At 42.0% G+C, this 25,779-nt stretch carries 26 protein-coding genes and 2 tRNA genes; 14 read left to right on the forward strand and 14 right to left on the reverse strand.

The annotated features are described in order from the left end of the window. Nucleotides 1-73 precede the first annotated feature (73 nt). Nucleotides 74-979, forward strand: a complete 906-nt coding sequence (locus B3143_RS06585; RefSeq protein ID WP_208462418.1) for a helix-turn-helix transcriptional regulator — start codon at nucleotides 74-76, stop codon at nucleotides 977-979. Nucleotides 980-1,110: 131 nt separating this feature from the next. Here B3143_RS06585 and B3143_RS06590 read toward each other — a convergent pair. Further along, nucleotides 1,111-1,196: transfer RNA gene (locus tag B3143_RS06590), tRNA-Leu, on the reverse strand. A gap of 11 nt (nucleotides 1,197-1,207) precedes the next feature. Further along, nucleotides 1,208-1,281, reverse strand: a tRNA-Cys gene (locus tag B3143_RS06595). 153 nt (nucleotides 1,282-1,434) lie between these two features. Here B3143_RS06595 and folD point away from each other — a divergent pair. Beyond that, nucleotides 1,435-2,283, forward strand: coding sequence for a bifunctional methylenetetrahydrofolate dehydrogenase/methenyltetrahydrofolate cyclohydrolase FolD (gene folD, locus B3143_RS06600; protein WP_208462419.1), 849 nt, complete (start codon nucleotides 1,435-1,437; stop codon nucleotides 2,281-2,283). Nucleotides 2,284-2,547: 264 nt separating this feature from the next. Next, a complete protein-coding gene (locus tag B3143_RS06605) occupies nucleotides 2,548-3,216 on the forward strand; it encodes a class I SAM-dependent methyltransferase (RefSeq protein ID WP_208462420.1) in 669 nt (222 codons plus the stop codon). A gap of 56 nt (nucleotides 3,217-3,272) precedes the next feature. Here the strand turns inward: B3143_RS06605 and B3143_RS06610 are convergent, their stop codons facing one another. From B3143_RS06610 to B3143_RS06620, 3 genes are all read right to left on the reverse strand, one after another. Next, complete coding sequence (locus tag B3143_RS06610; RefSeq protein ID WP_208462421.1) at nucleotides 3,273-3,698, reverse strand: hypothetical protein; 426 nt, start codon at nucleotides 3,696-3,698, stop codon at nucleotides 3,273-3,275. A 133-nt stretch (nucleotides 3,699-3,831) separates the two neighbouring features. Then, the gene (locus B3143_RS06615; protein ID WP_375725714.1) at nucleotides 3,832-5,184 is read right to left on the reverse strand and encodes an MFS transporter; all 1,353 of its coding nucleotides are present in this window, start codon (nucleotides 5,182-5,184) and stop codon (nucleotides 3,832-3,834) included. Nucleotides 5,185-5,540: 356 nt separating this feature from the next. Then, on the reverse strand, nucleotides 5,541-7,370 hold the full coding sequence (locus B3143_RS06620) for a phosphoenolpyruvate carboxykinase (GTP) (RefSeq protein WP_208462422.1): 1,830 nt from the start codon (nucleotides 7,368-7,370) through the stop codon (nucleotides 5,541-5,543). Between the two features lie 414 nt (nucleotides 7,371-7,784). On the opposite strand from B3143_RS06620, the gene B3143_RS06625 reads away from it, so the two are divergent. The 4 genes from B3143_RS06625 to groL all read left to right on the forward strand — a co-directional run bounded on the left by B3143_RS06625 (nucleotide 7,785) and on the right by groL (nucleotide 11,653). Further along, nucleotides 7,785-8,723, forward strand: a complete 939-nt coding sequence (locus B3143_RS06625) for a diacylglycerol/lipid kinase family protein (protein WP_208462423.1) — start codon at nucleotides 7,785-7,787, stop codon at nucleotides 8,721-8,723. After that, nucleotides 8,704-9,480 (forward strand): metallophosphoesterase family protein, encoded by a 777-nt coding sequence (locus B3143_RS06630; RefSeq protein WP_208462424.1) that lies wholly within the window; start codon nucleotides 8,704-8,706, stop codon nucleotides 9,478-9,480. Before B3143_RS06625 ends, B3143_RS06630 begins: the two co-directional genes overlap by 20 nt. A gap of 178 nt (nucleotides 9,481-9,658) precedes the next feature. After that, nucleotides 9,659-9,949, forward strand: a complete 291-nt coding sequence (locus tag B3143_RS06635; protein WP_004646315.1) for a co-chaperone GroES — start codon at nucleotides 9,659-9,661, stop codon at nucleotides 9,947-9,949. Nucleotides 9,950-10,018: 69 nt separating this feature from the next. Then, nucleotides 10,019-11,653: a chaperonin GroEL gene (gene groL, locus B3143_RS06640; protein ID WP_208462425.1), complete on the forward strand. Its 1,635-nt coding sequence runs from the start codon at nucleotides 10,019-10,021 to the stop codon at nucleotides 11,651-11,653. A 70-nt stretch (nucleotides 11,654-11,723) separates the two neighbouring features. Here groL and B3143_RS06645 read toward each other — a convergent pair whose 3' ends face one another. Next, nucleotides 11,724-12,230: a copper resistance protein NlpE gene (locus tag B3143_RS06645; protein WP_104426422.1), complete on the reverse strand. Its 507-nt coding sequence runs from the start codon at nucleotides 12,228-12,230 to the stop codon at nucleotides 11,724-11,726. Nucleotides 12,231-12,460: 230 nt separating this feature from the next. Between B3143_RS06645 and B3143_RS06650 the strand changes: the two genes are divergently transcribed. Continuing rightward, the gene (locus B3143_RS06650) at nucleotides 12,461-13,615 is read left to right on the forward strand and encodes a helix-turn-helix transcriptional regulator (RefSeq protein WP_214001448.1); all 1,155 of its coding nucleotides are present in this window, start codon (nucleotides 12,461-12,463) and stop codon (nucleotides 13,613-13,615) included. Nucleotides 13,616-13,653: 38 nt separating this feature from the next. Here the strand turns inward: B3143_RS06650 and B3143_RS06655 are convergent, their stop codons facing one another. Beyond that, nucleotides 13,654-14,838: a hypothetical protein gene (locus B3143_RS06655; RefSeq protein WP_208462427.1), complete on the reverse strand. Its 1,185-nt coding sequence runs from the start codon at nucleotides 14,836-14,838 to the stop codon at nucleotides 13,654-13,656. Nucleotides 14,839-15,147: 309 nt separating this feature from the next. Here B3143_RS06655 and B3143_RS06660 point away from each other — a divergent pair, with 309 nt between their 5' ends. After that, nucleotides 15,148-15,726 carry a 1-acyl-sn-glycerol-3-phosphate acyltransferase gene (locus tag B3143_RS06660; protein WP_208462428.1) on the forward strand — a complete coding sequence of 193 codons (579 nt, stop codon included), beginning with the start codon at nucleotides 15,148-15,150 and terminating at the stop codon, nucleotides 15,724-15,726. Nucleotides 15,727-15,790: 64 nt separating this feature from the next. Here the strand turns inward: B3143_RS06660 and B3143_RS06665 are convergent, their stop codons facing one another. The 3 genes from B3143_RS06665 to B3143_RS06675 form a co-directional block, all read right to left on the reverse strand. Further along, nucleotides 15,791-16,114 (reverse strand): hypothetical protein, encoded by a 324-nt coding sequence (locus tag B3143_RS06665; protein ID WP_208462429.1) that lies wholly within the window; start codon nucleotides 16,112-16,114, stop codon nucleotides 15,791-15,793. Nucleotides 16,115-16,245: 131 nt separating this feature from the next. Further along, entirely contained in the window at nucleotides 16,246-17,007 is a 762-nt protein-coding gene (locus tag B3143_RS06670) for a 3-oxoacyl-ACP reductase (RefSeq protein WP_208462430.1), read from the reverse strand. Between the two features lie 84 nt (nucleotides 17,008-17,091). Beyond that, complete coding sequence (locus B3143_RS06675; protein ID WP_208462438.1) at nucleotides 17,092-17,844, reverse strand: sulfite exporter TauE/SafE family protein; 753 nt, start codon at nucleotides 17,842-17,844, stop codon at nucleotides 17,092-17,094. 244 nt (nucleotides 17,845-18,088) lie between these two features. Between B3143_RS06675 and B3143_RS06680 the strand changes: the two genes are divergently transcribed. Beyond that, entirely contained in the window at nucleotides 18,089-18,295 is a 207-nt protein-coding gene (locus B3143_RS06680; RefSeq protein WP_004782913.1) for a hypothetical protein, read from the forward strand. A gap of 79 nt (nucleotides 18,296-18,374) precedes the next feature. On the opposite strand, the gene rsmD is transcribed toward B3143_RS06680, so the two are convergent. Together rsmD and mrdA are read right to left on the reverse strand one after the other, a co-directional pair. Then, nucleotides 18,375-18,932 (reverse strand): 16S rRNA (guanine(966)-N(2))-methyltransferase RsmD, encoded by a 558-nt coding sequence (rsmD, locus tag B3143_RS06685; RefSeq protein WP_104426417.1) that lies wholly within the window; start codon nucleotides 18,930-18,932, stop codon nucleotides 18,375-18,377. 3 nt (nucleotides 18,933-18,935) lie between these two features. Then, nucleotides 18,936-20,978, reverse strand: a complete 2,043-nt coding sequence (mrdA, locus tag B3143_RS06690; protein WP_175967164.1) for a penicillin-binding protein 2 — start codon at nucleotides 20,976-20,978, stop codon at nucleotides 18,936-18,938. A gap of 234 nt (nucleotides 20,979-21,212) precedes the next feature. On the opposite strand from mrdA, the gene B3143_RS06695 reads away from it, so the two are divergent. From B3143_RS06695 to B3143_RS06710, 4 genes are all read left to right on the forward strand, one after another. Beyond that, on the forward strand, nucleotides 21,213-21,731 hold the full coding sequence (locus B3143_RS06695; protein WP_208462431.1) for a hypothetical protein: 519 nt from the start codon (nucleotides 21,213-21,215) through the stop codon (nucleotides 21,729-21,731). Between the two features lie 65 nt (nucleotides 21,732-21,796). Beyond that, entirely contained in the window at nucleotides 21,797-23,113 is a 1,317-nt protein-coding gene (locus B3143_RS06700) for a hypothetical protein (protein WP_208462432.1), read from the forward strand. An 82-nt stretch (nucleotides 23,114-23,195) separates the two neighbouring features. Further along, complete coding sequence (adk, locus tag B3143_RS06705) at nucleotides 23,196-23,855, forward strand: adenylate kinase (RefSeq protein ID WP_004782907.1); 660 nt, start codon at nucleotides 23,196-23,198, stop codon at nucleotides 23,853-23,855. Nucleotides 23,856-23,937: 82 nt separating this feature from the next. Then, nucleotides 23,938-24,147: a hypothetical protein gene (locus tag B3143_RS06710; protein WP_034170490.1), complete on the forward strand. Its 210-nt coding sequence runs from the start codon at nucleotides 23,938-23,940 to the stop codon at nucleotides 24,145-24,147. A 35-nt stretch (nucleotides 24,148-24,182) separates the two neighbouring features. Here the strand turns inward: B3143_RS06710 and nth are convergent, their stop codons facing one another. Continuing rightward, nucleotides 24,183-24,896, reverse strand: coding sequence for an endonuclease III (nth, locus tag B3143_RS06715; RefSeq protein ID WP_208462433.1), 714 nt, complete (start codon nucleotides 24,894-24,896; stop codon nucleotides 24,183-24,185). Nucleotides 24,897-24,899: 3 nt separating this feature from the next. After that, nucleotides 24,900-25,691, reverse strand: a complete 792-nt coding sequence (locus B3143_RS06720) for an RnfABCDGE type electron transport complex subunit B (protein ID WP_208462434.1) — start codon at nucleotides 25,689-25,691, stop codon at nucleotides 24,900-24,902. Between the last annotated feature and the right edge of the window lie 88 nt (nucleotides 25,692-25,779).

Consider the following 25,779-nt stretch of genomic DNA (forward strand, 5'->3'; position numbering starts at 1 on the left):
TAATTTTCCCATAATTTAAAAATTCTAAGCAGATGATTCATTGTGCTGCACAAGCGGCATGAAGAGGGTATTTATGAAGGACAATGCGTCAACGCATGAGCGCCTCGCAGACCGTTTGGCAAATATTTTAACCAAACTTAATATAGGGCATCAGTTGAGTGTACAGGAGCTGGCACGAGAATTTCAGGTCAGCACTCGTACCATTGAGCGTGATTTTGTTCGTCTGAATGCGTATTTGCCGCTCATACAGGATGAAAATACGAAACGCTATTATCTTGAGCCTTCATATTTAGGGCGTTTCAAGTTACAGGATATCCAGAATTTTGCACAGTTGTCCGGAATCAGTGAGCTGTATCCGGCACTGGATATGTCTTTTATTCGTGAATTGTTGGATGAGCGGGCAAATCAGGTATTTTCGGCAAAAGGCTATTATTTTGAAGATGCCAAACAGTTTGCCGAGCATTTCAAGTTGCTTGCAGGGGCGATTTATAAACGGCAGCAGATTGAGCTGCAATATTCCGATCAAGCACGAATCATCCAGCCATACCGGTTGATTCATCATCATGGCATCTGGTATCTGGCCGGTGTCACTGAAGCTGAGCTCAAAACCTATCGTTTAAGTCAGTTGCAGGAAGTCAAACTGGTTCTTGAAAATGAAAGCTTTGAGCATGATCCTGAAGTTCTGAAAATGCTGGCAGATGAAGATAGCATCTGGTTTGGCCAGCAGAAACAGCAGGTTTTGATGAAGGTGCAACCTGAAGTCACGGTATTTTTTAAAGAGCGCCGTTTATTTCCGGAACAGCAGATCGAACAGGAATCAGAGTGTGGAGAATTATTGATTAGTTGTCAGATTCGTCATGAAATGCAGTTGCTGCCACTGGTACGTTACTGGCTACCGCATGTAAAGATCATTGAGCCGATTCATTTTCAGGAAAAACTGGAACAGGATCTGGAAGGTTATTTACGCTCTGCTAGATAATATTTTGAAAGTAGAGCAGGTTGGCGAATGCTAATAAAATTCTATTGAGAATTAGATTTAGCAAATTTCAGGCATAAAAAAACCAGCTTTCGCTGGGTTTTTTATTTACACCATCTTCAGTAGTAGAAGAATGGTGCCCGAGGCCAGACTCGAACTGGCACGCTTTGTGGGCGGGGGATTTTAAATCCCCTGTGTCTACCGATTTCACCACTCGGGCTTTAACAAGATTGGAGGCGGAGGTCGGAATCGAACCGGCGTCCACGGAGTTGCAGTCCGCTGCATGACCACTCTGCCACCCCGCCGCGTCTTGTTGATGCGTATATTATCAAGCTCTGAAAAAAAAACAATAGGATATTCATTTGTATGCGCATAAAAACAGCATATGGCGGAAAATATTCAGAATTATCATGTAGAATGTGCAAAATTGATTCATATCAACACTTGGGAGAAGTGCCGTGGCATTAGTTCTAGACGGTCGTGCATTGGCGAAGCAAATTGAAGCTGACTTGTTAACTCGCGTAGAAGCGCTAAAAGCAAAATCAGGTCGTACTCCAATTCTTGCGACTATTTTGGTGGGTGATGATGGCGCATCTGCAACTTATGTGCGTATGAAAGGTAATGCTTGCCGCCGTGTTGGTATGGATTCATTAAAAGTTGAGCTTCCAAAAGAAACAACTACTGAAGAGTTGCTTGCTGAAATTGAAAAATTGAATGCAAATCCGGATGTTCACGGCATTCTTTTACAACATCCAGTACCTGCACAAATTGATGAACGTGCTTGTTTCGATGCAATCGCGCTTGAAAAAGATGTAGATGGTGTGACTTGCCTGGGTTATGGTCGTATGGCGATGGGTGAAGCAGCTTACGGTTCTGCAACGCCTGCAGGTATCATGACCATCCTGAAAGAAAACAATATTGAAATCGCAGGTAAACATGCGGTAGTGGTTGGTCGTTCTGCGATTTTAGGTAAACCGATGGCAGCAATGTTACTTGAAGCGAATGCTACTGTGACCATTTGTCATTCACGTACTCAAAATCTGCCTGAATTTGTAAAACAGGCTGACATCATTGTAGGTGCAGTGGGTAAAGCTGAACTGATCCAGAAAGACTGGATTAAACCGGGTGCCGTTGTTGTTGATGCTGGCTTCCACCCACGTGATGGCGGCGGTGTAGGCGATATTCAATTAGTCGGTATCGAAGAAATCGCTTCTGCTTATACCCCAGTTCCGGGTGGTGTAGGTCCTATGACGATTACAACTTTAATTCGTCAAACTGTAGAAGCTGCTGAGAAGGCTTTGGGTTAATTGAAATTTAATTAGTTACGGCGGAGTCGTATCGTTGTGACTATTAAGATGTAAGAAGTTCATTTGTTACTTTTGTTTCGGCAAAAGTAACCAAAACCATTTGTCATTCGCAGAACTCGTCATATTTCTTTTGCGTGGTTGATGTGTCGCAAAAACAGGACGAATTAGATTTTAGTCTGCCTCGAACAGCTGCGAATGACGTGGTCATGTATCCGATTAATGTATAAATTCCAATAAACATATTTTCGCATCAAGGCTTTCTTCATGAGCTGTACCTTCCAATTTCCTAAAGCCCCTGAGCATTTACTTCAAGCCTTACATCAAGTCATTCCCAATTGTGAACTAACGGCACAACAACTGCCGGAAACACCGATTTCACTCTGGCTGATTCCACCAGTTTTTCCGACAGACAAACTTGACGATGAAGTGATTCGCCGGATCTGGAATGATACGCCATACTGGATCTTCTGCTGGGCATCTGGACTGGCCATGGCACAATGGCTGCTGGCTGAACCGCATCATGTCAAAGACAAGGTAGTGCTGGATTTTGGTGCGGGTTCCGGTGTAGTTGCGATTGCTGCGAAAATGGCAGGAGCCAAGCAGGTGATCTGTTGCGATATCGATCAGGTCAGTCTGAATGCCTGTCGTGCCAATGCTGAGCTAAATGATGTTGAGCTGGAATATCTGGATGATCTCTATAAAACAGAACAGGTGGATATACTGCTAGCGGCTGACGTGCTTTATGATCAGTGTAACCGATTCTTTCTGGATGAATTCCTGAAATTTGCACCCGAGGTCTGGGTTGCAGACAGCCGGGTTAAAAACTTTAATCATCCACAATATCTCAAACTGGATGAACGCAGTGCAACCACCTGGCCAGATTTAGATGAATCACCCGAATTCCGCAATGTTAGCTTCTATCGAACCAAATAAAACACAAGAGTTAAAAAATAAAAAAGGGCATCAAGCCCTTTTTTTATGCTCTGTTTTTATGAGCAGGTATAACGAATCACACGTACAGTGGTAGGGCGGGCATCTAATGCCTCTCGGGCACCTGGATTTTCACTGTTATATAAATCAGGTGTATTACTCAAGCTGATCTGGGTGCGGCTATCCCCAAGTTGACGGCCATACTGAACCTGTTCAGGTGTTGGGTTAACTATTTCCTGACTATTGATAATCTGGATATTATAGCTTTTAGAGCTTCCAAGAACTTGTCTGCAAGCAGCCTGTAATCTGTTTTCATCCTGACTTGGTCGTCCTGCTAATGTATAGCTTAAGGTCGCAGTATTTTCTGAACGTTCCAGGATTTCATATCCGGTCTGACCGTTAAATTGTTGAGGTGCCGTCTGACATGCTGTCAGGCCTAAAGTGCCGATAGTTAAGCCGAGTAAAAAAACTGTTTTTTTCATCATGATGATTTCCCGTATTTTTATCAGACAAGTATGCCATAGCAACGAAATAGCGGAATGGCACTAAACATAAAATTCCAATAAAAAAGCTTTCCGAATGTTTCCATCCGGAAAGCTCCTAGAGCAATACAGCTACTTAGTCATCAGTAATCATGCTGTGCTTTTTAGTGTCTTTCATAAAGACATAAGTCAGCAGTGACAGGCCAATCATAAAAGTAATGTAATAGAAGAAGTAGTTTTCATGGCCGGCATTTTTAAAGCTTAAAGCCACCAGTTCTGCTGTACCCCCAAATAGGGTGTTGGCAATCGCATAAGGCAAAGCTACGCCTAAGGCACGGATGTGGGCAGGGAATAGCTCAGCTTTTACTACGGCATTAATCGCTGTGTAACCAGTCACAATCACCATACCACTCATACATAACATGAATGCTGTAGTTGGGTTGGTAGTTGTGCCTAAGCCATTAAAGATAGGAATGGTAAAGAGAACACCTAATACGCCAAAGGCAATCATGATTGGCTTGCGGCCAATTTTGTCAGAGAGCGCACCCACAACTGGTTGCAATAACATGAATACGAAGATGGCGAGGGTTGTGATTTCAGTCGCTGTAGTCTTTTCAAAACCAGAAGTATTGACTAGGTACTTTTGCAGATAAGTAGTGAAAGTATTGAAAGCTAAAGTACCACCTGCAGTCAGCATGATTACGGTAAACGCCTGTTTAGGGTATTTAGTGAATAAAGCTAAGGCACCGGATTTAGGACCACCTTTTTTCGCCTGTTCAACAGCCTGTTTTGAAGATTGTGTTTCTACCAGACCGCGACGGATCCAGAACACTACAATCGCTAAGAATGCACCAATCAGGAAGGGAATACGCCAGCCCCATTCAGTGAGTTGTGCTTCAGTCAAAGCGCGTTGTAGGAAAATCAGTACACACAGTGCCAATAGTTGACCTGAGATCAGGGTCACATACTGGAAGCTTGAATAGAAACCACGATGATTTTTACCTGCCATTTCAGTTAAGTAGGTGGCACTTGAACCGTATTCACCACCTACACTCAGACCTTGTAACAATCGTGCAAATAACAACAGCGCAGGGGCCAGCATACCCACTGAATCATAGGTAGGTGCACAGGCGATAATCAGGGAACCGACACACATCAAAGATACAGAAAGTGTTAAACCGGCTTTACGACCCTTGCGGTCAGCGTAAATCCCCATAATCCATGCGCCAATCGGACGCATCAAGAAACCAAGTGCGAATACAGCAGCAGCCTGAAGGAGCTTGACAGTATTGTCACCATCAGGGAAGAACTGTGAAGCGAAATATAAGGTAAAAGCTGCATAAACATACCAGTCGTACCATTCGACTAGATTACCTGCAGAACCACCGAGAATAGATTTAACCCGTGTTTTACGGTCAAGCTGCGGTGTAGCAGCTTCAGGAAGTGGCTGATTCACAACATTGCTCCAAAGGAATGCTGTAAAACACATCTTTTTTAAATTTTCATTGCTATAAAATCTAAAAAGTTATGTTTTAGTGAGAGAGAAAGTGAGGAGATTTCATATACTTATACGCCTCCAAGTTTTCTGTTTTTATAGGACTTTAGTCTTAATAAATAATGGAATTTTTAAATATTTTTATAAAACATAGATTTACTATTTTTTTAGAGTAATTACTTGATTTTTATATTGGATTAACTGGTTAAATGATGTTCTTTGAGGAGATTAATAAACAGTGAATGTGGTTTTTATTTAGATGTAAAACAGATTAAAAGATTGGCTTTAACCTTGCCTTAAAATAATAAAAAAAGGCCGCTTACGCGACCTTTTTAAAATTAAATCAGCAATTAAGCAGATTTGACCGCTTTAAGAAGTTCAGCTTGGCGTTTTTTCAACGCTTCTGGCAGACGATCACCCAATTTGTTGAACAATTCAGTGTGGCTTTCAAGTTCTTTGATCCATTGATCTTTGTCTTGAGAAGTTACAAGGTCAAATTGTTCTTTAGTGAAATCAGAACCAGTCCAGTTTAGCTGTTCATAAGTAGGTACACGGCCGATTGGAGTTTCAACAGCATCAGCACGACCTTCACAGCGATCGATGATCCACTCAAGAACACGCATGTTTTGACCGAAACCAGGCCATACGAAGTTGCCTTCAGTATCACGACGGAACCAGTTCACGTTGTAGATACCAGGAAGCTTGTTACCAGCAGCAGCAGCTTTCTCGCCAACTTTCTCACCCATTTCTAACCAGTGAGTGAAGTAGTCAGCCATGTTGTAGCCAGCAAATGGAAGCATCGCAAATGGGTCGCGACGAACGATACCTTGTTGACCAACAGCAGCAGCAGTTGTTTCAGAACCCATGGTGGCAGCTTTATAAACACCATCAACCCAGTCAAATGCTTCTGAAATTAGAGGCACTGTGTCTGCACGGCGACCACCGAAGATGAACGCAGAAATTGGAACACCTGCTGGATTTTCCCAATCCGCATCGATAGAAGGGCATTGACCAGCAGAAACTGTGAAACGAGCGTTCGGATGAGCCGCTTTTTCTTCGCCAGTGTGTGGTTGACCTTTCCAGTTAGTCAGATTCGCAGGTGCTTCTTTAGTCAGACCTTCCCACCAAACTTCACCGTTGTCAGCCACAGCAACGTTTGTATAGATTACGTCTTTATGAAGAGTTGCCATACAGTTCGGATTCGTTTTGGTATTTGTACCAGGAGCTACACCGAAGAAACCAGCTTCAGGGTTGATTGCATATAAACGACCATCTTCACCTGGTTTGATCCAGGCAATATCGTCACCTACAGTTTCAATTTTCCAGCCTTCATAACCTGCTGGTGGAATCAGCATCGCGAAGTTTGTTTTACCACAAGCAGATGGGAATGCAGCTGCGATGTAGTGTTTTTCGCCTTTAGGGTTAGTCACGCCAAGGATTAGCATATGTTCAGCTAACCAGCCTTGTTGACGACCCATATAAGATGCAATACGTAAAGCCAGGCATTTTTTACCTAACAATGCGTTACCGCCGTAACCAGAACCAAATGACCAGATTTCACGAGTTTCTGGGTAGTGCACGATGTATTTTTCTTTGTTGCAAGGCCAAGCAACATCTTTTTGACCTTCTTCAAGTGGTGCACCCACAGTGTGTACGCAAGGAACAAATTCACCATCTGTACCTAGAACGTCATAAACAGCTTTACCCATACGAGCCATTTTAGACATGCTGACTGCCACATAAGGAGAGTCAGTTAATTCGATACCGATGTGCGCAATGTGTGAACCCAAAGGACCCATAGAGAATGGAACCACATATAGGGTACGACCTTTCATTGAACCGTCAAACAGACCATTCAATTTTTCGCGCATAACTGCTGGATCTTCCCAGTTGTTGGTGGCGCCAGCATCTTCTTTATTTGCAGAACAGATAAAAGTACGGTCTTCAACACGAGCAACGTCAGAAGGATCAGAATTTGCAAGATAAGAACCAGGATGTTTCTCTTGGTTAAGCGCTTGCATTGTGCCGTTAGCGATCATCAAGTCGATATAACGTTGATATTCTTCTGCGCTACCGTCACACCATTCAATTTTTGCTGGTTTTGTTAATTTAGCAATTTCTTCCACCCATGCAATAAGCTTAGGGTGACGAACGAATTCTGGTGCGTTCACTTGGGTCATGGTGAGGCCTATCTCAAATGTGTACAAAATTTTGTACAAAGTACAATCTGGTCAATAAAATACTGGCCAGATGAAATATGAAAAAAAGTGGCTGTATTAAAGCATAAAATCATCAAAAAAATAAGACTAAAGAAGTGCTGGATTTTATTTGGAATATTATGCTATTTTCTGTTTAAATTTATATAAAACAATAAGATATAAATAAAATCAAAACCTTAAATATGTATTTATTATCTTTATGTGTGGTATTTACTTTAATTATTTATATTTGAATCAAATATTTAATTAAAATTGTTCAATTGTATTTGTTATTGATTAAATAAATGGTCGCCATTCGAATTTTACATAAAGCAACTGTTAATTGTTTATGAATTGGACAAAATGCCAATAGGTGTGCATCAATCTGTGTAAAAAATGTCTAATCAATCTAAACCCTTATCTATTATTTATAATCATAGTTCTGGTTTCCGTCTATTTGACCAGCAAGAAAAATATGAGCAATTACTAGATATTTTTGCAGCGCATGATTTTGAGACTAAAGCCTTTGAAATCAATGATCCAGAACAGTTCAAAACAGTGATTGCTGAAGTATTGCAACGGCATCAACAATCGCCAGATCATGGTGTGGTCGTGGCAGCAGGAGGAGATGGAACGCTCAATTCAGTCGCCAAACACCTGCTTGAAACTGATATTCCAGTCGGAATATTGCCTTTAGGTACTTTTAACTATGCGGCAAGATTGCTGGATATTCCCTTAGATTTGGTTGAAGCCGCACAAGTCATTGCAACGGGTCAAACCAAATGTATCCATGTAGCGCGTATTAATCAGGAAATCTACCTGAACAATGCTAGTCTGGGCTTATATCCCTTATTTATTAAAAAACGTGAAGACTATAATCGCATATTTGGCCGTCTCCCTTTACATGCCTATACCTCAGCACTCGATGTTTTGATTCGTGACCGTAAAGAATTAAAACTGGAAATCTGGGTAGATCAGAAAAAATATCCGGTCAAAACTCCACTGATTTTCTTTGGCAATAATCCACTTCAACTGGCAGACATGAAAATGCGGATTGCCCAAGCTGCTGAGCAAGGGAAGGTGGCTGGGGTTGTGGTCTCCAAAAGTGACAAGCTGACGTTATTCAAGCTGGTATATCAGTTAATTCGGGGCAAAATTGATGAAGCCTCCGATGTCTATAGCTTTTCCGCAGATCAGGTGCGAATTGAGTCTAAACGTAAGAAATTAATGGTTGCCATAGATGGGGAGACGGTAGAAATGACACCACCGTTAAATATTTCAGTTTTAAAAAATAGTTTAAGTGTAATGGTGCCGCATGATTCTGCATCTCTCTGATCTACATTTTGGTACAGAAAGGCCTGAATGTTTGGAAGCCATCCGGCAATTTTGTCGGGATCATCAATTGGAAGCGGTGGTAGTCAGCGGCGATCTCACCCAGCGAGCACGTTTGGGACAATTTTTTGCCTGTAAACGGTTTCTGGATCAGTTGAATACGCCTTATCTTGTGATACCAGGGAATCATGACATTCCGCTTTATCATTTATGGAATCGGCTATTTACTCCATTTACCCGTTATCAATTATTTTTTGGTGAACTCGAGCCTGTTTTAGAAACCGAACATTTTTATCTGATTGGGGTAAATTCGATTAGACGTCGATATCATACCAAAGGGCATTTATCACTCGAACAGATTCAAAGGATTGACCTAAAACTACAGCAGGCACCTGCTTCCAAAATTAAGATTATTGTCAGTCATCAACCTTTTTATGTGCCATTTCAGAATAGGAGAGGTTTTAAGGATATTCCCCTGATGGCCAAAATTGCATTGGAGTCTTGGTCGCAACATGGTCTGTTTGCTGTATTGCATGGGCATTTGCATCATACCGCAGTCTATGATTTGAACCATATATTCGAATTGGGAGGAGATCATCCAGTTTATGATGTACATGCGGGGACTTCTGCGTCGCATCGACTCCATAGGAATCAGCCGAATAGCTTTAATGCAATTGATGAAACAGGAAAAATCACGCAATATTGTTTTGATGAACAGTTAAAAACCTTTTTTCCACAGCCTGATCCCATAAATAAATAGACAAAAAATACGCAATCCATCAAAAAATTAAAAAAAAACCAATTTTTTTTCATTTTTGCCCTTGAAGCATTTTATTCCATCTCCATAAAAAGCACATCAAAAAATTTTGATGATGACCAATGGAATAAATAAGTCGTCATCGGTGATCTAAAAAAGACTTAGTCTGATGGAGTTATTTATGAGCAACATTCGTCCATTACATGACCGCGTTGTTATTCGTCGTGTTGAAGAAGAAACAAAAACAGCTGGGGGCATCTTACTTCCAGGTTCTGCTGCTGAAAAACCTGCACAAGGTGAAATCATTGCAGTTGGTAATGGTCAAATCACTGACAATGGCGTACGCGCGTTAGACGTAAAAGTTGGCGACAAAGTATTGTTCGGTACTTATGCAGGTACAACTGTAAAAGTAAACGGCGAAGAACTTTTAATCATGAAAGAGTCTGACATCCTAGCAGTATTAGAAGCTTAATCTGCGCCAGATCGTTTTACTCATTCCAATTCAGATTTTGTAAAGATACAACAATATTCGGAGTCAAATATGTCAGCTAAAGACGTAAAATTTGGTGATTCAGCTCGTTCAAAAATGATTGCTGGTGTGAACATCCTTGCAGATGCGGTGAAAGTGACTTTAGGTCCTAAAGGCCGTAACGTTGTAATCGACCGTTCTTTCGGTGCACCGCACATCACTAAAGATGGTGTATCTGTTGCGAAAGAAATCACCCTAAAAGACAAATTCGAAAATATGGGTGCGCAACTGGTTCGTGAAGTTTCTTCAAAAACCAATGATATCGCAGGTGACGGTACAACGACTGCGACTGTATTGGCTCAAGCAATCCTGAACGAAGGGATCAAGTCAGTAACAGCGGGTATGAACCCAATGGATCTGAAACGCGGTATCGACCTTGCAGTGAAAACTGTTGTTGAAAATATTAAACAAACTGCAAAACCAGCTTCTGACTCTAAAGCGATTGAGCAAGTTGGTTCGATCTCTGCAAACTCTGACACCACTGTTGGTTCTCTGATTGCACAAGCAATGGAAAAAGTGGGCAAAGAAGGCGTAATCACTGTTGAAGAAGGTTCAGGCTTTGAAGATTCGCTTGATGTTGTAGAAGGTATGCAGTTTGACCGCGGTTATATCTCTCCATACTTCGCAAACAAACAAGACACTTTAACTGCTGAACTTGAAAGCCCATACATCCTGTTGGTTGACAAGAAAATTAGCAATATCCGTGAATTGATCACTGTTTTGGAAGCTGTTGCGAAAACTGGTAAGCCTCTTCTTATCATCGCTGAAGATGTTGAAGGCGAAGCACTAGCAACTCTTGTTGTAAACAACATGCGCGGCATTATCAAAGTATGTGCTGTTAAAGCTCCTGGCTTCGGTGACCGTCGTAAAGCAATGCTTCAAGATATCGCGATCCTGACAGGCGGTACTGTGATTTCTGAAGAAATCGGTATGCAGTTAGATCAAACTTCACTTGAACACTTAGGTACTGCGCATAAAGTAACTGTATCTAAAGAAAATACAGTGATTGTTGATGGTGCTGGTGATGCAAATCAGATTTCTGAGCGTGTTCAGCAAATTCGTGCACAAATCGAAGAATCTACTTCTGAATACGACAAAGAAAAACTTCAAGAACGTGTTGCTAAATTGGCAGGTGGTGTAGCAGTTATCAAAATTGGTGCTGCAACTGAAGTTGAAATGAAAGAGAAGAAAGACCGTGTAGACGACGCACTTCACGCAACTCGTGCTGCAGTTGAAGAAGGTGTTGTTGCAGGTGGTGGTGTTGCACTGGTACGTGCTGCATCTGCACTTGATGGTTTAACTGGTGCAAACGATGACCAAAACGTTGGTATTAATATCCTTCGTCGTGCAATCGAAGCTCCTCTTCGTCAAATCGTAGCAAATGCTGGTGATGAGCCATCTGTAGTGATCAATGCTGTGAAGAACGGTGAAGGTAACTATGGCTATAACGCTGCGACAGGCGAATACGGTGACATGCTGGAAATGGGTATCCTGGATCCTGCGAAAGTAACTCGTTCAGCACTTGAGCATGCAGCTTCTGTTGCTGGCTTGATGTTAACAACAGAATGTATGATTACTGAAATTCCAGAAGAAAAACCAGCTATGCCTGATATGGGCGGCATGGGTGGTATGGGCGGTATGATGTAATTCATCGTTCGATCATATGATGTAAAAAATCCCCGCATTTGCGGGGATTTTTTATTAAGTTAGAAAATGATTAAGGTGATTTTTTAACTAATTTATAATTCAGATTACTCTGTATTTCCTTACCTGTTTCTATATCACGAGCTTCAACGAAATTATCACCTACATAAAACTTCCTGTTTTCAGCTTTTCCATCTAGGACGATAATAGAAGGTTGTTGAGAATCGAAAGTGAAGCTACCTTTGGTCTCAGTTTCATTATTTCCAGTTTTACCTAAATATTCCTCACTCAATTCATAAGTTTTGTCAGGATTAAGATCTAGTTCAACTTTAATCCCTTCGCAGTCAGCACATGGGAAAACACCTTCATATTCACCTGCCCAGTTTGAGTTAACAGTAGCTTTACTGGTCATCTCAGTACTCATATTGCTTTGACTATTTGTAGTCTCTGTAGTAACAGGAGCATTTGTGGTATTAGATTGAGTATCTGCACTGGCCATATCGCGGTCATTCTGTTTAGAACATGCACTTAAACTAGTAACCGTTACTACCAGTAAAGCAGGCCATAGTATTTTTTTCATTGAAGATCATCCTCTTGTTCTTCTGTTCTAGGATTTACATTAGAAGTATGAGCTATCAATATACAGAGGGATCTTGTTAAAAATTGATTCGTTAAGTGAAACGGATTAAATATATGTAGATGAGAAACTAAGATAATTAAAATACAAAATAAGCGATTGGTTTTCTTTAGTTTTATTTTATAAACCTTAAGGTTATGATTTGATAGAAATAATTATTAAAAAGAGCGGTCATGAAAGCAGAACAGGAAAATAATATCATCGCGAAAATTTATGATGCTGCTTTATTGCCTGCTTTATGGCTGGAGGTCATTCAGGATATTGTGCAATATACCCAGAGTCATAGTGCAATTTTTACCAGCCTTGATCAATTCAATCCAGCCTATGACTTTGTTTATACTTACAATATCCCGGAAGAAAGTCTGGCTGCTTATCAGGAGGAACGGATTCGGGTCATTGATATGAAGCTGCACATGCCTCTATGGAATGAAATTGATATGGGGGAGGCACTTAATCAGGACTGCCGTCATTATGCGGATCAACCTGGAACAGAACAGTATATTTTTTATGAAAAATGCCTTAAGCCTACAGGGATAGGGTATATGGCGGGAGTATTGCTGGACAGAGGAAACTATCGCTGGGCAGTCATGGGACTACATCGTGCTCCACACACTCAAGGTTTTGAAGCAGCTGAACTGAATTTTCTCAAACGGATCGGCATACATTTGCGTCGCTCTTTACAGATTCATCGGCAAATCAGTTTGGTACAACAAGACAATATCAGCTTATATACTGTATTGGACTGTTTAAAAATCGGTATTATTTTGCTGGATCAGGATCTCAAGTTATCTTATTCAAATCCACTGGCACAAAGCATGATTGAAGCTTCAACGTGTTTGGAAATGGATATACATAACCGTCTGAAAACACCGGTAGGTGATCAGGAACGTCTGGAAAGATTGCTATCCAGTGCTTTGCTGGAAGAGACCAGTATGCCGAGTGAAATAGGCGGGGTCTTGGCTCTGCAGGATTCTAAAATGCAGCAATTGATGCTCACTGTTGTGTCTTTTAAAAGATTAAAAAAGATGCAGCAATTTTCTGAAGCTCAGCATCAGATTGCCGTATTTATGACAGACAAAAATCGGCATTATTCATTATCCAGAGCTTATTTACAGCAAGCATATCAACTGTCAAAACGTGAATTTGATTTGTGTGAGCTTTTAATCAATGGCTATAAATTAGAAGAAATTGCGGCGAAATGTGGGATCACTTTAAGTTCAGTACGCACTTATTTTAAGAATATTTATGAAAAAACTGACTGCACTTCACAAATTGAACTGATGCACTTATTGATGGGATGTACGATTCATTTTGAACATATTAATTAAACCTACCTAAAGATAATTCTTTAGGTAGACTGTGCTCATTATCTAACGCGCTGTAATGTTACAGGACCTTCACCTTGTGGATGCAAGATCAGAGTTTCAGCCGATACATTGATGTTTGCAATGGTCTTGCTGCCATCGGAACTGTCTTGTAATCCGCCACATTCATTGGTATCGAATAAAACTTCAGTGGTTGTGAGTGTATTACCTGAAAGAGTAAATTTGCCATATTCAATTCCAGGCCAGCCACAATCATCTCCGCCTTCAGTGTCCAGGAAGAAATAATAGTTTGTGTCAAAGAAGGCAAATAAATGGGTGTCACTAAATCTCCAAGCACCTACCAGACCATTAGCAGACTGTTTGACGCGGCTTAACCGGTATTCGGTATTGATCCCCGGTTCTGTCAGAATTAAGGTCGTTCCATCATAGTTTAAGGTGTAAGGTTTGCCTTTTGCAGGATCTGAGAGTCCCCATTCACCATTACTGTCTTGAATAATGCGCGGTGAAATCACGCTGGTAGTTGCGTTCCAGTTTAACTCTCCAGTTTCAATGCCAGGTGTCCCATCACCGTCAGCAGCTTCTGCTTGACCTAAGGCATAACGGCCATCTTCTAAAATATGGATCAGTACAGCGCTGTTTGCATTACGGCCAATTTCCCAAGTACCGGCAATATCTTTATAGAAAGTTGACTGGAAGTTTCCCGCAGCTTTTTCAGGTGTAATCAATTTTTCTGTGGTAACTACGCCTGTTGATACCACATCTGTAGCAAATGCTGTAGGGGCCTTAGAAAAATCTAAACTTTGATTAAGAAGGGCATTAGCAGCTTCAGTACTGATGCTAATCCCATTGTCATGATTACTGTCTGTATCTAAAGACTGTAAAAACACCATCAGATTGGTACGTGCAATTTCAGTTTGTGCTAAATCTGAAGGCCTAACACGTTCTTTAGCTTCAATTTCTTGACCTAGTTGTACGTCACCAATCAGGAATTTAACCTTTTCTCCGTCATTAAATTTAAATTCACCTTTTTCATTAGTAACCCCTTCAGCACCACTACTGGTGATATATGTTACCCCTGAGATAATTCCATCTGTCAGTACACCAGTTTCGGTCCCGACCGGAGCTGTAGGTGGAACAGGTGATGAACCCTCTGTACGATCATTATCTGAACCGCCACATGCTGTAAGTAACCCCGCTAAGGCAAGACAAATTAAAGTCTTTTTCATGAAAATCTTCCTAAAATTTATTATGTCAGCGAAGTATAGAAAGAAAGCTAAAATCAACATATTCTAAAATTAGGATGGAAAAATATATAAATCAGTAAAATAAATTGAACTCACTATTTGCTTAAAAGAATGAGCTTGCTATAGGAAGTGAAAAAAGGAAGATTCAAATAACAATAAATTGAAAACTCTTCCTAAAATTTAAAAATACAAATATATATTAATTGGTGATTTATTGATCAGTATGCACTATCTATATTCTGCTGCATTGTTAGACTGTGGCGAAATTTTGACAATGATTGTGATGTAGCTGTGTTTGAAAATTTAGCTGAGAAAACTTTAAATTTAATGGGCTGGAAAACCGATGACCAATGGCCCGAAGACCTTGATCAATGTGTGATGATTGCAGCGCCACATACCAGTAACTGGGATGCACTATATGCACGTTTGGCCTTAAAGGCATTAAAAGTGAATGTGCGCCTGACCATTAAAGACAGCTATATGAAATTTCCATTTGGGCCTTTTGTACGTGCAATGGGTGGAATTGGTATTGACCGTCGTCCCAAACAACCGGGTGAGCCACGTCCAAGCATGGTTCAGGCCATGACGGATTTATTTAAAGAACATTCTAAACTAGTCATGTTGGTTACACCGGAAGGCACACGTGCCCGTCAGGAACAATGGAAAACCGGTTTTTATCATGTGGCGATCAATGCGGGTGTGCCAATTGCGCTGGCTTATATGGATTATGCAAAAAAAGAAGCGGGCGTAGGTAAAATCATTTATCCAACAGGAAATTATGAACAGGATATGGCTGAGATCATGGCGTTCTATGCCAATGTTGAACCCAAATTTCCTGAAAAATTCAGTATTGATCAACGCTATTTTTAATTTCAGGAAAAATAAAAGCAGAGGGATGGACTCTGCTTTTCTGTACGATATATAAATACTGAATTTAATTTTGATTCTCTTCAGATAAAATTCCCCCCAGATTCTGGCAGGCATCTTTATAAAGATTGTATTGCTGTTCTACCACTTCATATAAAGGCAGGTCAAAAGGCTCTTTACCTTGATGATATTGCTCAATATAAGACTCGACCTTGGTTTTGCTGCTGTACAGCATGTGTTGATAATAATCCGTCATACTACTGTGTGGCATTTGCGCTGTATCAATCTTGGCACAATTGAAGTTTTGCAGAAGCTGTTCTGACTTTTTAAGATCATTGGACATACAACCTGCCAGTAATATGCTACTGAGCAATGCCGTTAGGAGTTTCATAGAAAAAGATGAACTTTGATGGGGAGCGCACTATTGTAGAAGCAAATGCGCTATGCAAAAGTAGTTTTATTCAACAACTGGTCAAAAAATAGAAGAATAAAATTTAGAATCTCATTCTTCCTTGGCAATCTTTAACCTTTAACCAGTCCGCCATCGACAATCAGGTTTTGACCTGTCACTGCACGTGAATAAGGTGACAGGAACATCAGAATAGCAGACGCAAATTCCTCAGGTGTAATCACGCGGCGCAGAGGAGTGGACTGAGCAATCAGGTCAAAGACAAAGTCAGGTGTTGCTTTACTTGCATCAGTGGTTTGCAGTAATCCGCCTGAAAGCATGTTCACGTTAATCCCATACTGACCAAGATCTTGCGCAGTAGTTCGGGTAAAGGCCAATAGCGCCGCTTTCGCAGTCGTATAATCATGATAAGGAACGACAGGGTTTTGAACCAGGTTAGTCCCAATATTCACGATACGACCAAAATGTGCCTGTTTCATATCTTCTAATGCAGCTTGTGTTGTATTTAAACAGGCCTGAACTGCTCCACTAAACTGACGGGACATACTTTCCCAGGTCAGATCTTCAACTTTAGGTCGCTCATCACCATTAAACTCAAACTGCACCAGCGCATTATTAATAACGGAATGGACGGCTTCTCCGAAATGGGCCTTGCTGGCAGCAAATAAAGCTTTTACTTGGTCAGCTTGTGTTACATCTGCCTGATAGGCAAAGACCTGATCAGGATACTGATTTTGTAAAGCTTCAGCTTGGGTTTTGCTGCTATGGTAATTTACTACCACACGTGCACCTTCCTGTATCAGGAGCTGGGTAATGGCTAGACCCAATCCACGTGCACCACCAGTGACAAGGGCAATTTGATCACGAATTTGCATTGCTTATATCCGCCTGAGAATCATTCGGGCTAACATAACAGCAATAGGGCTGAAAGCAAAGTGATGTAAGGTTTTAGAGCTGCTCTATCGCGCAAATGAGTCAATGCCTTCCTTAATCAGGAGAAAGCAGCCCGAGCTGAAGAGTAAGCCTAAGACAATCTGTTTAAAACGTAATTCTGATATTCGATGAAACAGACGTGCGCCTAAAATAGCGGGAATACTTACAGCTAGAATGAGTACCGCCATATAGGGAAGGTGAGTCTGATTTAAGCTGCCTTGCAGTAAATAGGCGGCTAAGGTAAACACCTGTATGGCAAAATTAAAATGACGCAATATGTAGCGCTGCTGTTCTTTCGGCAGCTGTTTCAGCATTAACCAGGCAGATGGTACAGAACCACAGAATCCCCCTAAACCTCCTAAAATGCCACCAACCAAACCAATCCCTGCATCCGCAGTTTTGCCTGAATGTTGAATCAATTTAATCTGTGGATTCAGCAGCATTAGTGGACACCAGATCACGAGAAATATACCAAGAAAAATACGAAAAGTGCCCGCTTCAACGATATTCAGTAACCAGGTACCGAGTGGGACACCGATCAGACCTGCAATTAAATAAGGTAGATATAAGGCTCGGTGCAGGTGAGGAAGTTTAGGCTCATTAGATAATGAAATGAGGTGACTCCACACCGAGGCAAAAACCACTAAAGGCGCAGCAAGTTGAGGACTCAATCCCCATACCCAGAATGATATGGCAATTAATGCAAAAGCAAAGCCGGTAAGTTCCTGTACAAATCCCGCGATAATTGCACCAAGAATAAAGAGTAGCCAGGTCGTCATAAAAATCAGGGTATTGGAAAAGTTTGTAGTATTCAAAATATGGTCAGAAAAACCAAGCAGATCCTTAGCTGTATTTATGCGAATCTAAGTGTAAATATGCATAAATGATTTTTATTAAATCCGAGACAAATCCTTTAATTAAGTATGGAAAATGAACAAAATCATACAAGAGTGCAACAATGGCTCCGCGTACTCTTCATGAAATCACTTGATACTAATTGAGGGCGGTATAGAGGTGATGAACATGAAAAAAATGATATTACTGTCATCCGTATTGGCAGTAGCGCTAACAGGCTGTGTGGTTGATCCTTGGGATGAAGGTTATCGCGGTCATCATGATCGTAATGGACATTATGATCGGGATCGTGGTGATAAGGACTGGAAAAAACATAAAGATCATCGTGACTGGAAACGTGATAGAGGAGATCGGGACTGGCGTCGTAATCGTTAACCATTATCTTCTATTTATAAAAAAGGATTCCTTAAAGGAAGTAATCCTTTTTTATTTAAGTATTTAATATAAGTAAGTCTTAAGCCGCTTTTTTCTGATACAGCCCTGCGCGTACTGTGCCGGCTTTGGTATTTTTGATTAAATGCCATGAACTTGGCAGCTTCAATGTACTCAGTTCACGATCGGCTTCTACATAGATAAAACCATCTTCTTTAATCAGTGGATCAGTCTGAGTAGCCAGAGTTTCCCATAAATCCAGACTATAAGGTGGGTCTAGAAAGACCAGATCAAATTGCTGTTTCAGGCTGGTTAAGGCTTGTTGTGCTGTCGCAATTTTAAGTTGCGCACGTGCTTTGGTGACTTTGAGTAATTCCAGATTTTGGGTGAGGAATTGTGCCTGAGTACGATCCGGCTCAATCATCACCACTGAAGCTGCACCACGTGATAATGCTTCAAAGGATAAAGCGCCTGAACCGGTACACAGATCCAAGACACAGGCATTCTGGACATCCCACATCAGCCAGTTAAACAAAGTTTCACGCACACGGTCAGGTGTAGGACGTAATCCTTCAATACTGGCAAAAGCCAATTGACGGCGTTTCCAGTCACCACCAATAATTCTAAGTTGATTTTTCATGAATTATTCCTGATCGTCATTGGCTGCAGGAGCAGAGCGAGAAGTTGCAGGTTGCGGATTGTTTGACTGTGCATGGGTCGCCTGACTGCCTTCTTGGGTTGGGCTCGCATTCGGATCTGCACTTAACATATTCGGTCCACTTGGCAATTCACCCGGTTTAATACCTGCTGTCATGAGACCGCCACTAATTTGATGGCCTGCAGGATGAATCGGATTTTTATCGCGAGACAGTAACCAGTAGTCAAATAACGGTTTAGCCAGTTGAGCAGCAGAACCCCCATGTCGACCATTTTCCCAGACAACGACTACTGCAATTTCAGGGGTTTCAGCAGGAGCAAAACCAACAAACAGACCATGATCCAGCTGGCGTTCAGTCAGCAGGGCTTCATTATAGCGTTTACCCTGGGCAATACTTTTCACCTGTGCCGTACCAGTTTTACCTGCAATTTGATACATTGGTGTGCGGATTCCGCGACCTGTACCTGACTGAACCACATCAATCATGGCATCACGCATTTTAATCCAGTCGTCTGGTTGACCGTCAAAGTCGATTTTACCATTAGGGGCATTATGTACTGTAAAAGGTTTGGCACCCTTACTTTCACGCAGTACGTGAGGCGTAACATGTGAGCCTTGATTCGCTGTAATAGCAGTTGCCATAGCAAGCTGTAAAGGTGTTGCGGTAAATGCGCCTTGGCCAATACTCACCGAAATGGTTTCACCACGTGACCATTTGGATTTACGGGTACGCATTTTCCATTCAGGACTTGGGTAAAGACCTGAGCTTTCACTTGGTAAATCTACACCGGTTTTTTCGCCAAAGCCGAACTGGCGCATCCAGCTATTCATTTTTTCAATGCCCATGCGGTAGGACATGACATAGAAATAGGTGTCGCAGGACACCACTTGCGCCTTATGCAGGTTCACAGCACCATGACCAGTTTTCTTATGGTCACGGAAGCGGTGACTATCGCCCGGCAAGGTAAAGTAGCCCGGGTCAGAAATCGCTGTACTCCAGTCGACCAATCCATAATGCAGACCGCCCATACCAAACATCGGTTTGATCGTTGAACCTGGAGGATAAGCCCCTTGAACCGCACGGTTATAAAGTGGCTGATCCAAACTGTCACGAAGGCCTGAATAGTCTTTGCTACTAATCCCGGTGACAAATAAATTAGGGTTAAAACTTGGACTGGAAACCAGCGCCAGAATTTCACCTGTACGTGGGTCAATCGCGACAATAGCACCGCGACGACCGGCCAGTTGCTCTGTGGCAATGGTTTGTAGACCATAATCTAGTGACAAATACAGATCATTACCGCGTACCGGCTCTTTACGGCCTAAATGACGCAGGACATTACCGAAAGCATCAGCTTCGACTGACTCATTCCCTGGCACACCATGTAAGAGATCTTCATAGTATTTTTCTACCCCAATTTTCCCGATCAGGTTAGACCCGGCATAGAGATCCTTATCAATTTCTTTAAGTTCTTTGTCATTAATGCGGCCGACATAACCAATCACATGCGCAAAGAGTTCACCATGCGGATAGTAACGAGTCATCTGGGTTTCAATATTGACGCCCGGAAATAGATATTTTACTTCACTAAAACGGGCAATATCATTTTCATTCAGATTCAGCTTGATCGATACCCGCTCAGTTTTACGCGCCGTCTTGACTCGTGCCTGAAAACGTTCAATATCTTCTTCAGTCAATTCCAGAATCGGTGTAAGACGTTTCAGCGTATCATCAATATCTTGCACATCGGCGCGGCTTAAGGTAGCTGTGAAAACAGGATAATTATCGGCAAGTAAAATACCGTTACGATCATAAATATAGCCACGTGCGGGCGCTAAGGGCTGCAGACGAATACGGTTCTGGTCAGAAGCCGTAGAGAAGGTTTCAAAATTAAAAATTTGCAAATAGGCATAGCGGCTGACCAGCAGCAGCATAAAGAAAACCACAATACCGACAGAGATCCAGACCCGACTGTTATAGATGCGCTTTTCTTGTTGTGCATTTTTTAAAGGAAAGTGCTGCTTCATACGCGATCGACTTAAGACCAGAGGGAAAGGAATCAAAGTGGAGTATTCTAGCGCAACTGTACGGGATTTGATAATGAAAAACTGGCTGTAGCAATTCCTGTGTTTAAACTTTGACTTTGCAGACATAAAAATTGTAAAGTGCTGTATACAAGAGTTTTAATAATTCTGATAAAGTCAAAATTAAATAAAAATAGGACTCTACCAAAAACTATAATTAAGGAAGATGGTGAAGGAATGAACAAAGTTTACCCTTTGTTGGCATTTGCATTCTTTGCAAATGGGGGATATGCACATGATCAAGTGAATAATACGACAAACAGAACTGAGGATCGTGAGCCTAAAGTATTTAATGTTGGGGTCGGTTTTACCCAGAAACTTATCCATCTAAACACTGAATGGGTGAATCCTTATGGGATTGCTTATGTGAAAGGTGGTGCTTTTCTCAACGATGATCGTACAGTTGGAGCACAAGTTGGCTTTCGTTATCCTGTACACCTCACCGGCAAGGACAAAAATGGTTATTATATAGGGGCTTATGCCGGTCATATCGATAGCAAACAGGTTGATGGCAAATACGAAAGCCGTTTAGGTGGGGGCATTGATCTGGCGTATGTTTTGCTTAGTTCAGAACGGATCAGCAGTTTTAGTATCGGTATTGGGGCGGGGGAGAAATTACAGGACAGTAATGGTCGCGTTGTAGCCGAAACTGAACCCAGACTACAATTCTCCTATACTTTAAGTATCGGTTTATAGACAAAATATTCAACTTTATTAATACCTGTATTCTGTGAACAAAAAATTAAATATGGAATTTATGCATGCTTGAGTACGTCAATGAATTGTGGCAAGCCTTCTTGAATCGCCCAGATTTTTGGGCAGTGCTCAGCATTATCCCAGTGACCGCATTCGTAACATGGGCTCACGTGTGGATGGCGCTAAAAATGGTGTTTTATCCAATTAATTTTTGGGGTTTTCATGTCGGGCCTGTTCCTGTTGGCTGGCAAGGTATTGTGCCGCGTAAAGCTGGAAGAATCTCAGGAATTATCACGGATAATACCTTATCTAAATTGGGCTCCATCCAGGAGTTCTTGCAGGCAATGGATCCGGATGATATGGCACGTATTATCGGGGAACAGGTCGGTTTTGAACTCGAACATCTGATTGATGAAGTCATGATGGACCGTAATGCGGTGCTATGGGAAAACTTGCCTTATTCAATCAAGCGCCGTATTTATGCCCAAGCCCATAAACAGCTGCCACAGGTATTAAAAGAATTAGTGACTGAACTGACCATGAACGTCGAGTCACTGGTCGATATGCGCGACATGGTGGTCAGTCAAATGGAAGGCGATCGCCGTTTAATGGTGCGCATGTTCCTGAAAGTGGGGCAGAAAGAAATCAACTTTATCTGGCATATCAGTGCCCTGATCGGGATGTTCTTTGGCCTGTTTCAGATGGTGGTCTGGTTTGTGGTGCCATGGCACTGGACCGTACCGTTCTGGGCGGCTATCTGGGGCTTTCTGACCAACTGGATTGCGATCTGGATGGTGTTTAATCCGGTAGAACCGCATTATATTAAATACCCGCAATTCGTTAAGCGTACGGCTGATCATAGATTCCCTTGGATCAAACCGGTGATTCCAAGAATTGGCACCTTTAACATACAAGGCGCATTTATGAAACGTCAGGAGGAAGTCTCTGACGTATTTGCAAGTGTGGTCACAGAAGATCTGATTACGCTAAAATCGATCATGACAGAAATGATGTATGGTGGTAAAAAAGATAAAACCCGCCGTATTGTCAAACGTCATATTAACGAAATTATGGAAACACCGCTGGTTCGGACCTCTTTACAGCTGTCTTTAGGGCCAAAAGAGTATGCAAAACTCAAGACAGACTTGATCGATCGCTCGATTGAAATTACGATGGTGCCTGTAAGCGACCCTGCGTTTAATGCGAGCCGTGCACAGAAGATCTACCAAATGTTTAGAGACCGCATACGTGATTTGACGCCTAACGAGTTTCAGAATCTATTACGTCCTGCCTTTCAGGAAGATGAATGGATCTTGATTGTCCTGGGGGGAGTTACCGGTTTTGTTGCGGGTTTAATCCATTTGTTTGTGGCTTTCTTATAATTAGATGCCAAAGAGCAGCACACGTTTTGGTCGTGTGAAGCTGGGTATCTTATACATAGTTAAAAAATGAGGATGTTTATATATGCGCATTATCTTACTCGGACCACCTGGAGCAGGTAAAGGTACACAAGCTCAGTTGATCTGTAAGCGCTACAATATCCCACAAATTTCAACCGGTGATATGCTCCGTGCTGCAATTCGTGAAGGAACTGAATTAGGTTTACAAGCTAAAAGCGTCATGGACAATGGCGGTTTGGTTTCTGATGAATTGATCATTGGTCTGGTCAAAGAGCGTATTGCACAACCTGACTGTGCAAATGGCTGCATCTTTGATGGTTTCCCACGTACGATTCCTCAAGCTGAAGCGCTGGAAAAAGAAGGCATTGCAATTGATCATGTAATTGAAATTGATGTGCCGGATGAAGAAATCGTTCAACGTCTATCTGGTCGTCGTCAACACCCGGCGTCTGGTCGCGTTTATCACATCGTTTACAACCCGCCAAAAGTGGAAGGTAAAGATGATGAAACTGGTGAAGATCTGGTACAACGTCCAGATGACCAGGAAGAAACTATTCGTCGCCGTTTAGGTTCATACCACACTGAAACTGAACAGCTGGTTGGCTTCTATCAAGGCCGTGCAGCTTCAGGCGAAAATGCACCGACTTATGACAAGTTAAATGGTCTACGTCCAATCGAAGAAGTTCAAAAAGATCTTTTTGCGATTCTGGATCAAGCAAAATAATCAGTTTCCGATCATTTTGACTTTCAAAGAGCCCTAAGTCATATTAGGGCTCTTTTTATTGCGTTGTTCAAAAGGATCTGCTGTGAAATTTGCTGTATTGGGATTGATGATTGTATTTCTGGCAGTACTGTTTGCGCTGTTCTATGTCAGCTTCAAGATGCTGAAAAAAGTACGTCAGGAAGAACGTGCTGAAAATGCGGGTAAGGTACCTGAGCGTCAGCTGCATCCTAAATTACAGGCCGAGCTTGAGCAAAAGCGCAAGCAAGAACAGGCTGAGCAAAATAAAAAATAAAAAAATTTCGAGTACTTAAATTAAAAAAGCTGAACCTAAAGTTCAGCTTCAATATTTTTCACCGGAATTGCGTGACCTGCACCAAATTCAAAACGGTCGGGCCAGTTACAGACATCAGCGACCACACACTCGTGACACTTCGGTTTACGTGCGATGCAGCAATAGCGACCATGTAAAATCAACCAGTGATGTGAATCAATAATAAATTCTTTTGGAATCACTTTGACCAGACGATGCTCGACCTCAAGCACGTTTTTACCCACTGCCAAACCGGTACGGTTACCAACACGAAAGATATGCGTATCTACAGCCATGGTTGGCTGGCCAAAGGCAGTATTCAGCACAACATTCGCTGTTTTGCGCCCTACACCCGGTAAAGCTTCTAGATCTGCACGATTGTCCGGTACCACGCTGTTATGCTTCTTGATTAACATTTCACAGGCTTTAATGACGTTCACAGCTTTGGAGTTATACAGGCCAATCGTTTTAATATATTCCTTGAGGCCATCTACACCAAGTGCATAAATTGCTTCCGGTGTATTGGCGACCGGAAACAGTTTATCGGTGGCTTTATTCACGCTCACATCCGTAGCCTGGGCAGACAGGGTCACTGCAACCAGTAATTCAAATGGACTTGAATAATTCAATTCAGTTTTTGGATTCGGACGCTGCTCACGCAGGCGCTCAAAGAAAGTCTGAATCTGTTTTTTAGTCATGTTTTTTACAGGCTTAGCTGTTACTGTTATCATGTCTTATCCCTGTAAAGCCTGTAATTGCTGCGTCAGTTCTTCAAGTTGCAGGCGTTTGCGTGCATCCTCACGAACAGAAAGCTGTTTTTCTAACTTTTTGATTTGTGTGCGTAATTTAGCAAGCTCAATCGTGGTTTTGGCATCAAGTGTAACCACTTCATCTGCTGGTTTTTTCACGATTTCAATGACAGGAACCTGATCGACCTGAGCAGAGAACTGGGCAAATAGGGCTGTATTAATTTCTGCACGAACCACTGGACCTTTACGGTCAATTCGGCGTTTTTCTTCACGTTGAATATGCGCATAGTAACGTTTACGCAAATCATCCTGTTCAGCAATACGCTGAGCTTCAGTTGGCAAAGGCTGAAGATCTTCGACCAGATCAATACAGTCTACCGGGCAGGGCGGAATGCAGAGTTCACAGCCGGTACACAAGTCAGTAAGCACAGTATGCATCAATTTGCCTGAGCCAATGATCGCATCGACCGGGCAAGCACTGATGCATTTGGTACAGCCAATGCATTCATCTTCACGGATGATGGCTTTCATGCGCTGAGGACGACCATCCGCCTGAATTGGCCAGACGCTTTCTTCAGCGGGCAGTTTATAACGATTTAACAATGCTGCCAGAGCATCAGCGACGGGCTGTCCACCCGGTACACATTTATTGGCATCTTCGCCCTTAACAATGGACTGAGCATAGGGCAAGCAGCCATCACGATGACCACATAAACCGCACTGGGTTTGAGGCAATAAAGCATCAATAGACTGGACTAGAGAGATCTGCGAATTCATGAATAACCTAGGCTGCTCGGGCTGAGCCTTAGAGTGAATGAAACAAAATATGTCAATTTAATGATTTTAACATGTTTTTAAGGAACTA

The organism is Acinetobacter sp. UBA1496 (assembly GCF_002324975.1).
Taxonomy (GTDB): Bacteria; Pseudomonadota; Gammaproteobacteria; order Pseudomonadales; family Moraxellaceae; genus Acinetobacter; species Acinetobacter variabilis.

What these genes read in the sequence shown, in the direction of transcription:
- B3143_RS06700 (WP_208462432.1), top strand. Translation starts at nt 21,797, where the DNA reads ATGCTTGAGTACGTCAATGAATTGTGGCAAGCCTTCTTGAATCGCCCA.
- B3143_RS06695 (WP_208462431.1), top strand. Translation starts at nt 21,213, where the DNA reads ATGAACAAAGTTTACCCTTTGTTGGCATTTGCATTCTTTGCAAATGGG.
- B3143_RS06585 (WP_208462418.1), top strand. Translation starts at nt 74, where the DNA reads ATGAAGGACAATGCGTCAACGCATGAGCGCCTCGCAGACCGTTTGGCA.
- B3143_RS06605 (WP_208462420.1), top strand. Translation starts at nt 2,548, where the DNA reads ATGAGCTGTACCTTCCAATTTCCTAAAGCCCCTGAGCATTTACTTCAA.
- nth (WP_208462433.1), bottom strand. Translation starts at nt 24,896, where the DNA reads ATGATAACAGTAACAGCTAAGCCTGTAAAAAACATGACTAAAAAACAG.
- B3143_RS06635 (WP_004646315.1), top strand. Translation starts at nt 9,659, where the DNA reads ATGAGCAACATTCGTCCATTACATGACCGCGTTGTTATTCGTCGTGTT.
- B3143_RS06620 (WP_208462422.1), bottom strand. Translation starts at nt 7,370, where the DNA reads ATGACCCAAGTGAACGCACCAGAATTCGTTCGTCACCCTAAGCTTATT.
- B3143_RS06615 (WP_375725714.1), bottom strand. Translation starts at nt 5,184, where the DNA reads ATGTGTTTTACAGCATTCCTTTGGAGCAATGTTGTGAATCAGCCACTT.
- B3143_RS06720 (WP_208462434.1), bottom strand. Translation starts at nt 25,691, where the DNA reads ATGAATTCGCAGATCTCTCTAGTCCAGTCTATTGATGCTTTATTGCCT.
- B3143_RS06670 (WP_208462430.1), bottom strand. Translation starts at nt 17,007, where the DNA reads ATGCAAATTCGTGATCAAATTGCCCTTGTCACTGGTGGTGCACGTGGA.
- rsmD (WP_104426417.1), bottom strand. Translation starts at nt 18,932, where the DNA reads ATGAAAAATCAACTTAGAATTATTGGTGGTGACTGGAAACGCCGTCAA.
- mrdA (WP_175967164.1), bottom strand. Translation starts at nt 20,978, where the DNA reads ATGAAGCAGCACTTTCCTTTAAAAAATGCACAACAAGAAAAGCGCATC.
- groL (WP_208462425.1), top strand. Translation starts at nt 10,019, where the DNA reads ATGTCAGCTAAAGACGTAAAATTTGGTGATTCAGCTCGTTCAAAAATG.
- B3143_RS06680 (WP_004782913.1), top strand. Translation starts at nt 18,089, where the DNA reads ATGAAAAAAATGATATTACTGTCATCCGTATTGGCAGTAGCGCTAACA.
- adk (WP_004782907.1), top strand. Translation starts at nt 23,196, where the DNA reads ATGCGCATTATCTTACTCGGACCACCTGGAGCAGGTAAAGGTACACAA.
- B3143_RS06625 (WP_208462423.1), top strand. Translation starts at nt 7,785, where the DNA reads ATGTCTAATCAATCTAAACCCTTATCTATTATTTATAATCATAGTTCT.
- B3143_RS06645 (WP_104426422.1), bottom strand. Translation starts at nt 12,230, where the DNA reads ATGAAAAAAATACTATGGCCTGCTTTACTGGTAGTAACGGTTACTAGT.
- B3143_RS06675 (WP_208462438.1), bottom strand. Translation starts at nt 17,844, where the DNA reads ATGACGACCTGGCTACTCTTTATTCTTGGTGCAATTATCGCGGGATTT.
- B3143_RS06655 (WP_208462427.1), bottom strand. Translation starts at nt 14,838, where the DNA reads ATGAAAAAGACTTTAATTTGTCTTGCCTTAGCGGGGTTACTTACAGCA.
- B3143_RS06630 (WP_208462424.1), top strand. Translation starts at nt 8,704, where the DNA reads ATGATTCTGCATCTCTCTGATCTACATTTTGGTACAGAAAGGCCTGAA.
- B3143_RS06665 (WP_208462429.1), bottom strand. Translation starts at nt 16,114, where the DNA reads ATGAAACTCCTAACGGCATTGCTCAGTAGCATATTACTGGCAGGTTGT.
- B3143_RS06650 (WP_214001448.1), top strand. Translation starts at nt 12,461, where the DNA reads ATGAAAGCAGAACAGGAAAATAATATCATCGCGAAAATTTATGATGCT.
- B3143_RS06610 (WP_208462421.1), bottom strand. Translation starts at nt 3,698, where the DNA reads ATGATGAAAAAAACAGTTTTTTTACTCGGCTTAACTATCGGCACTTTA.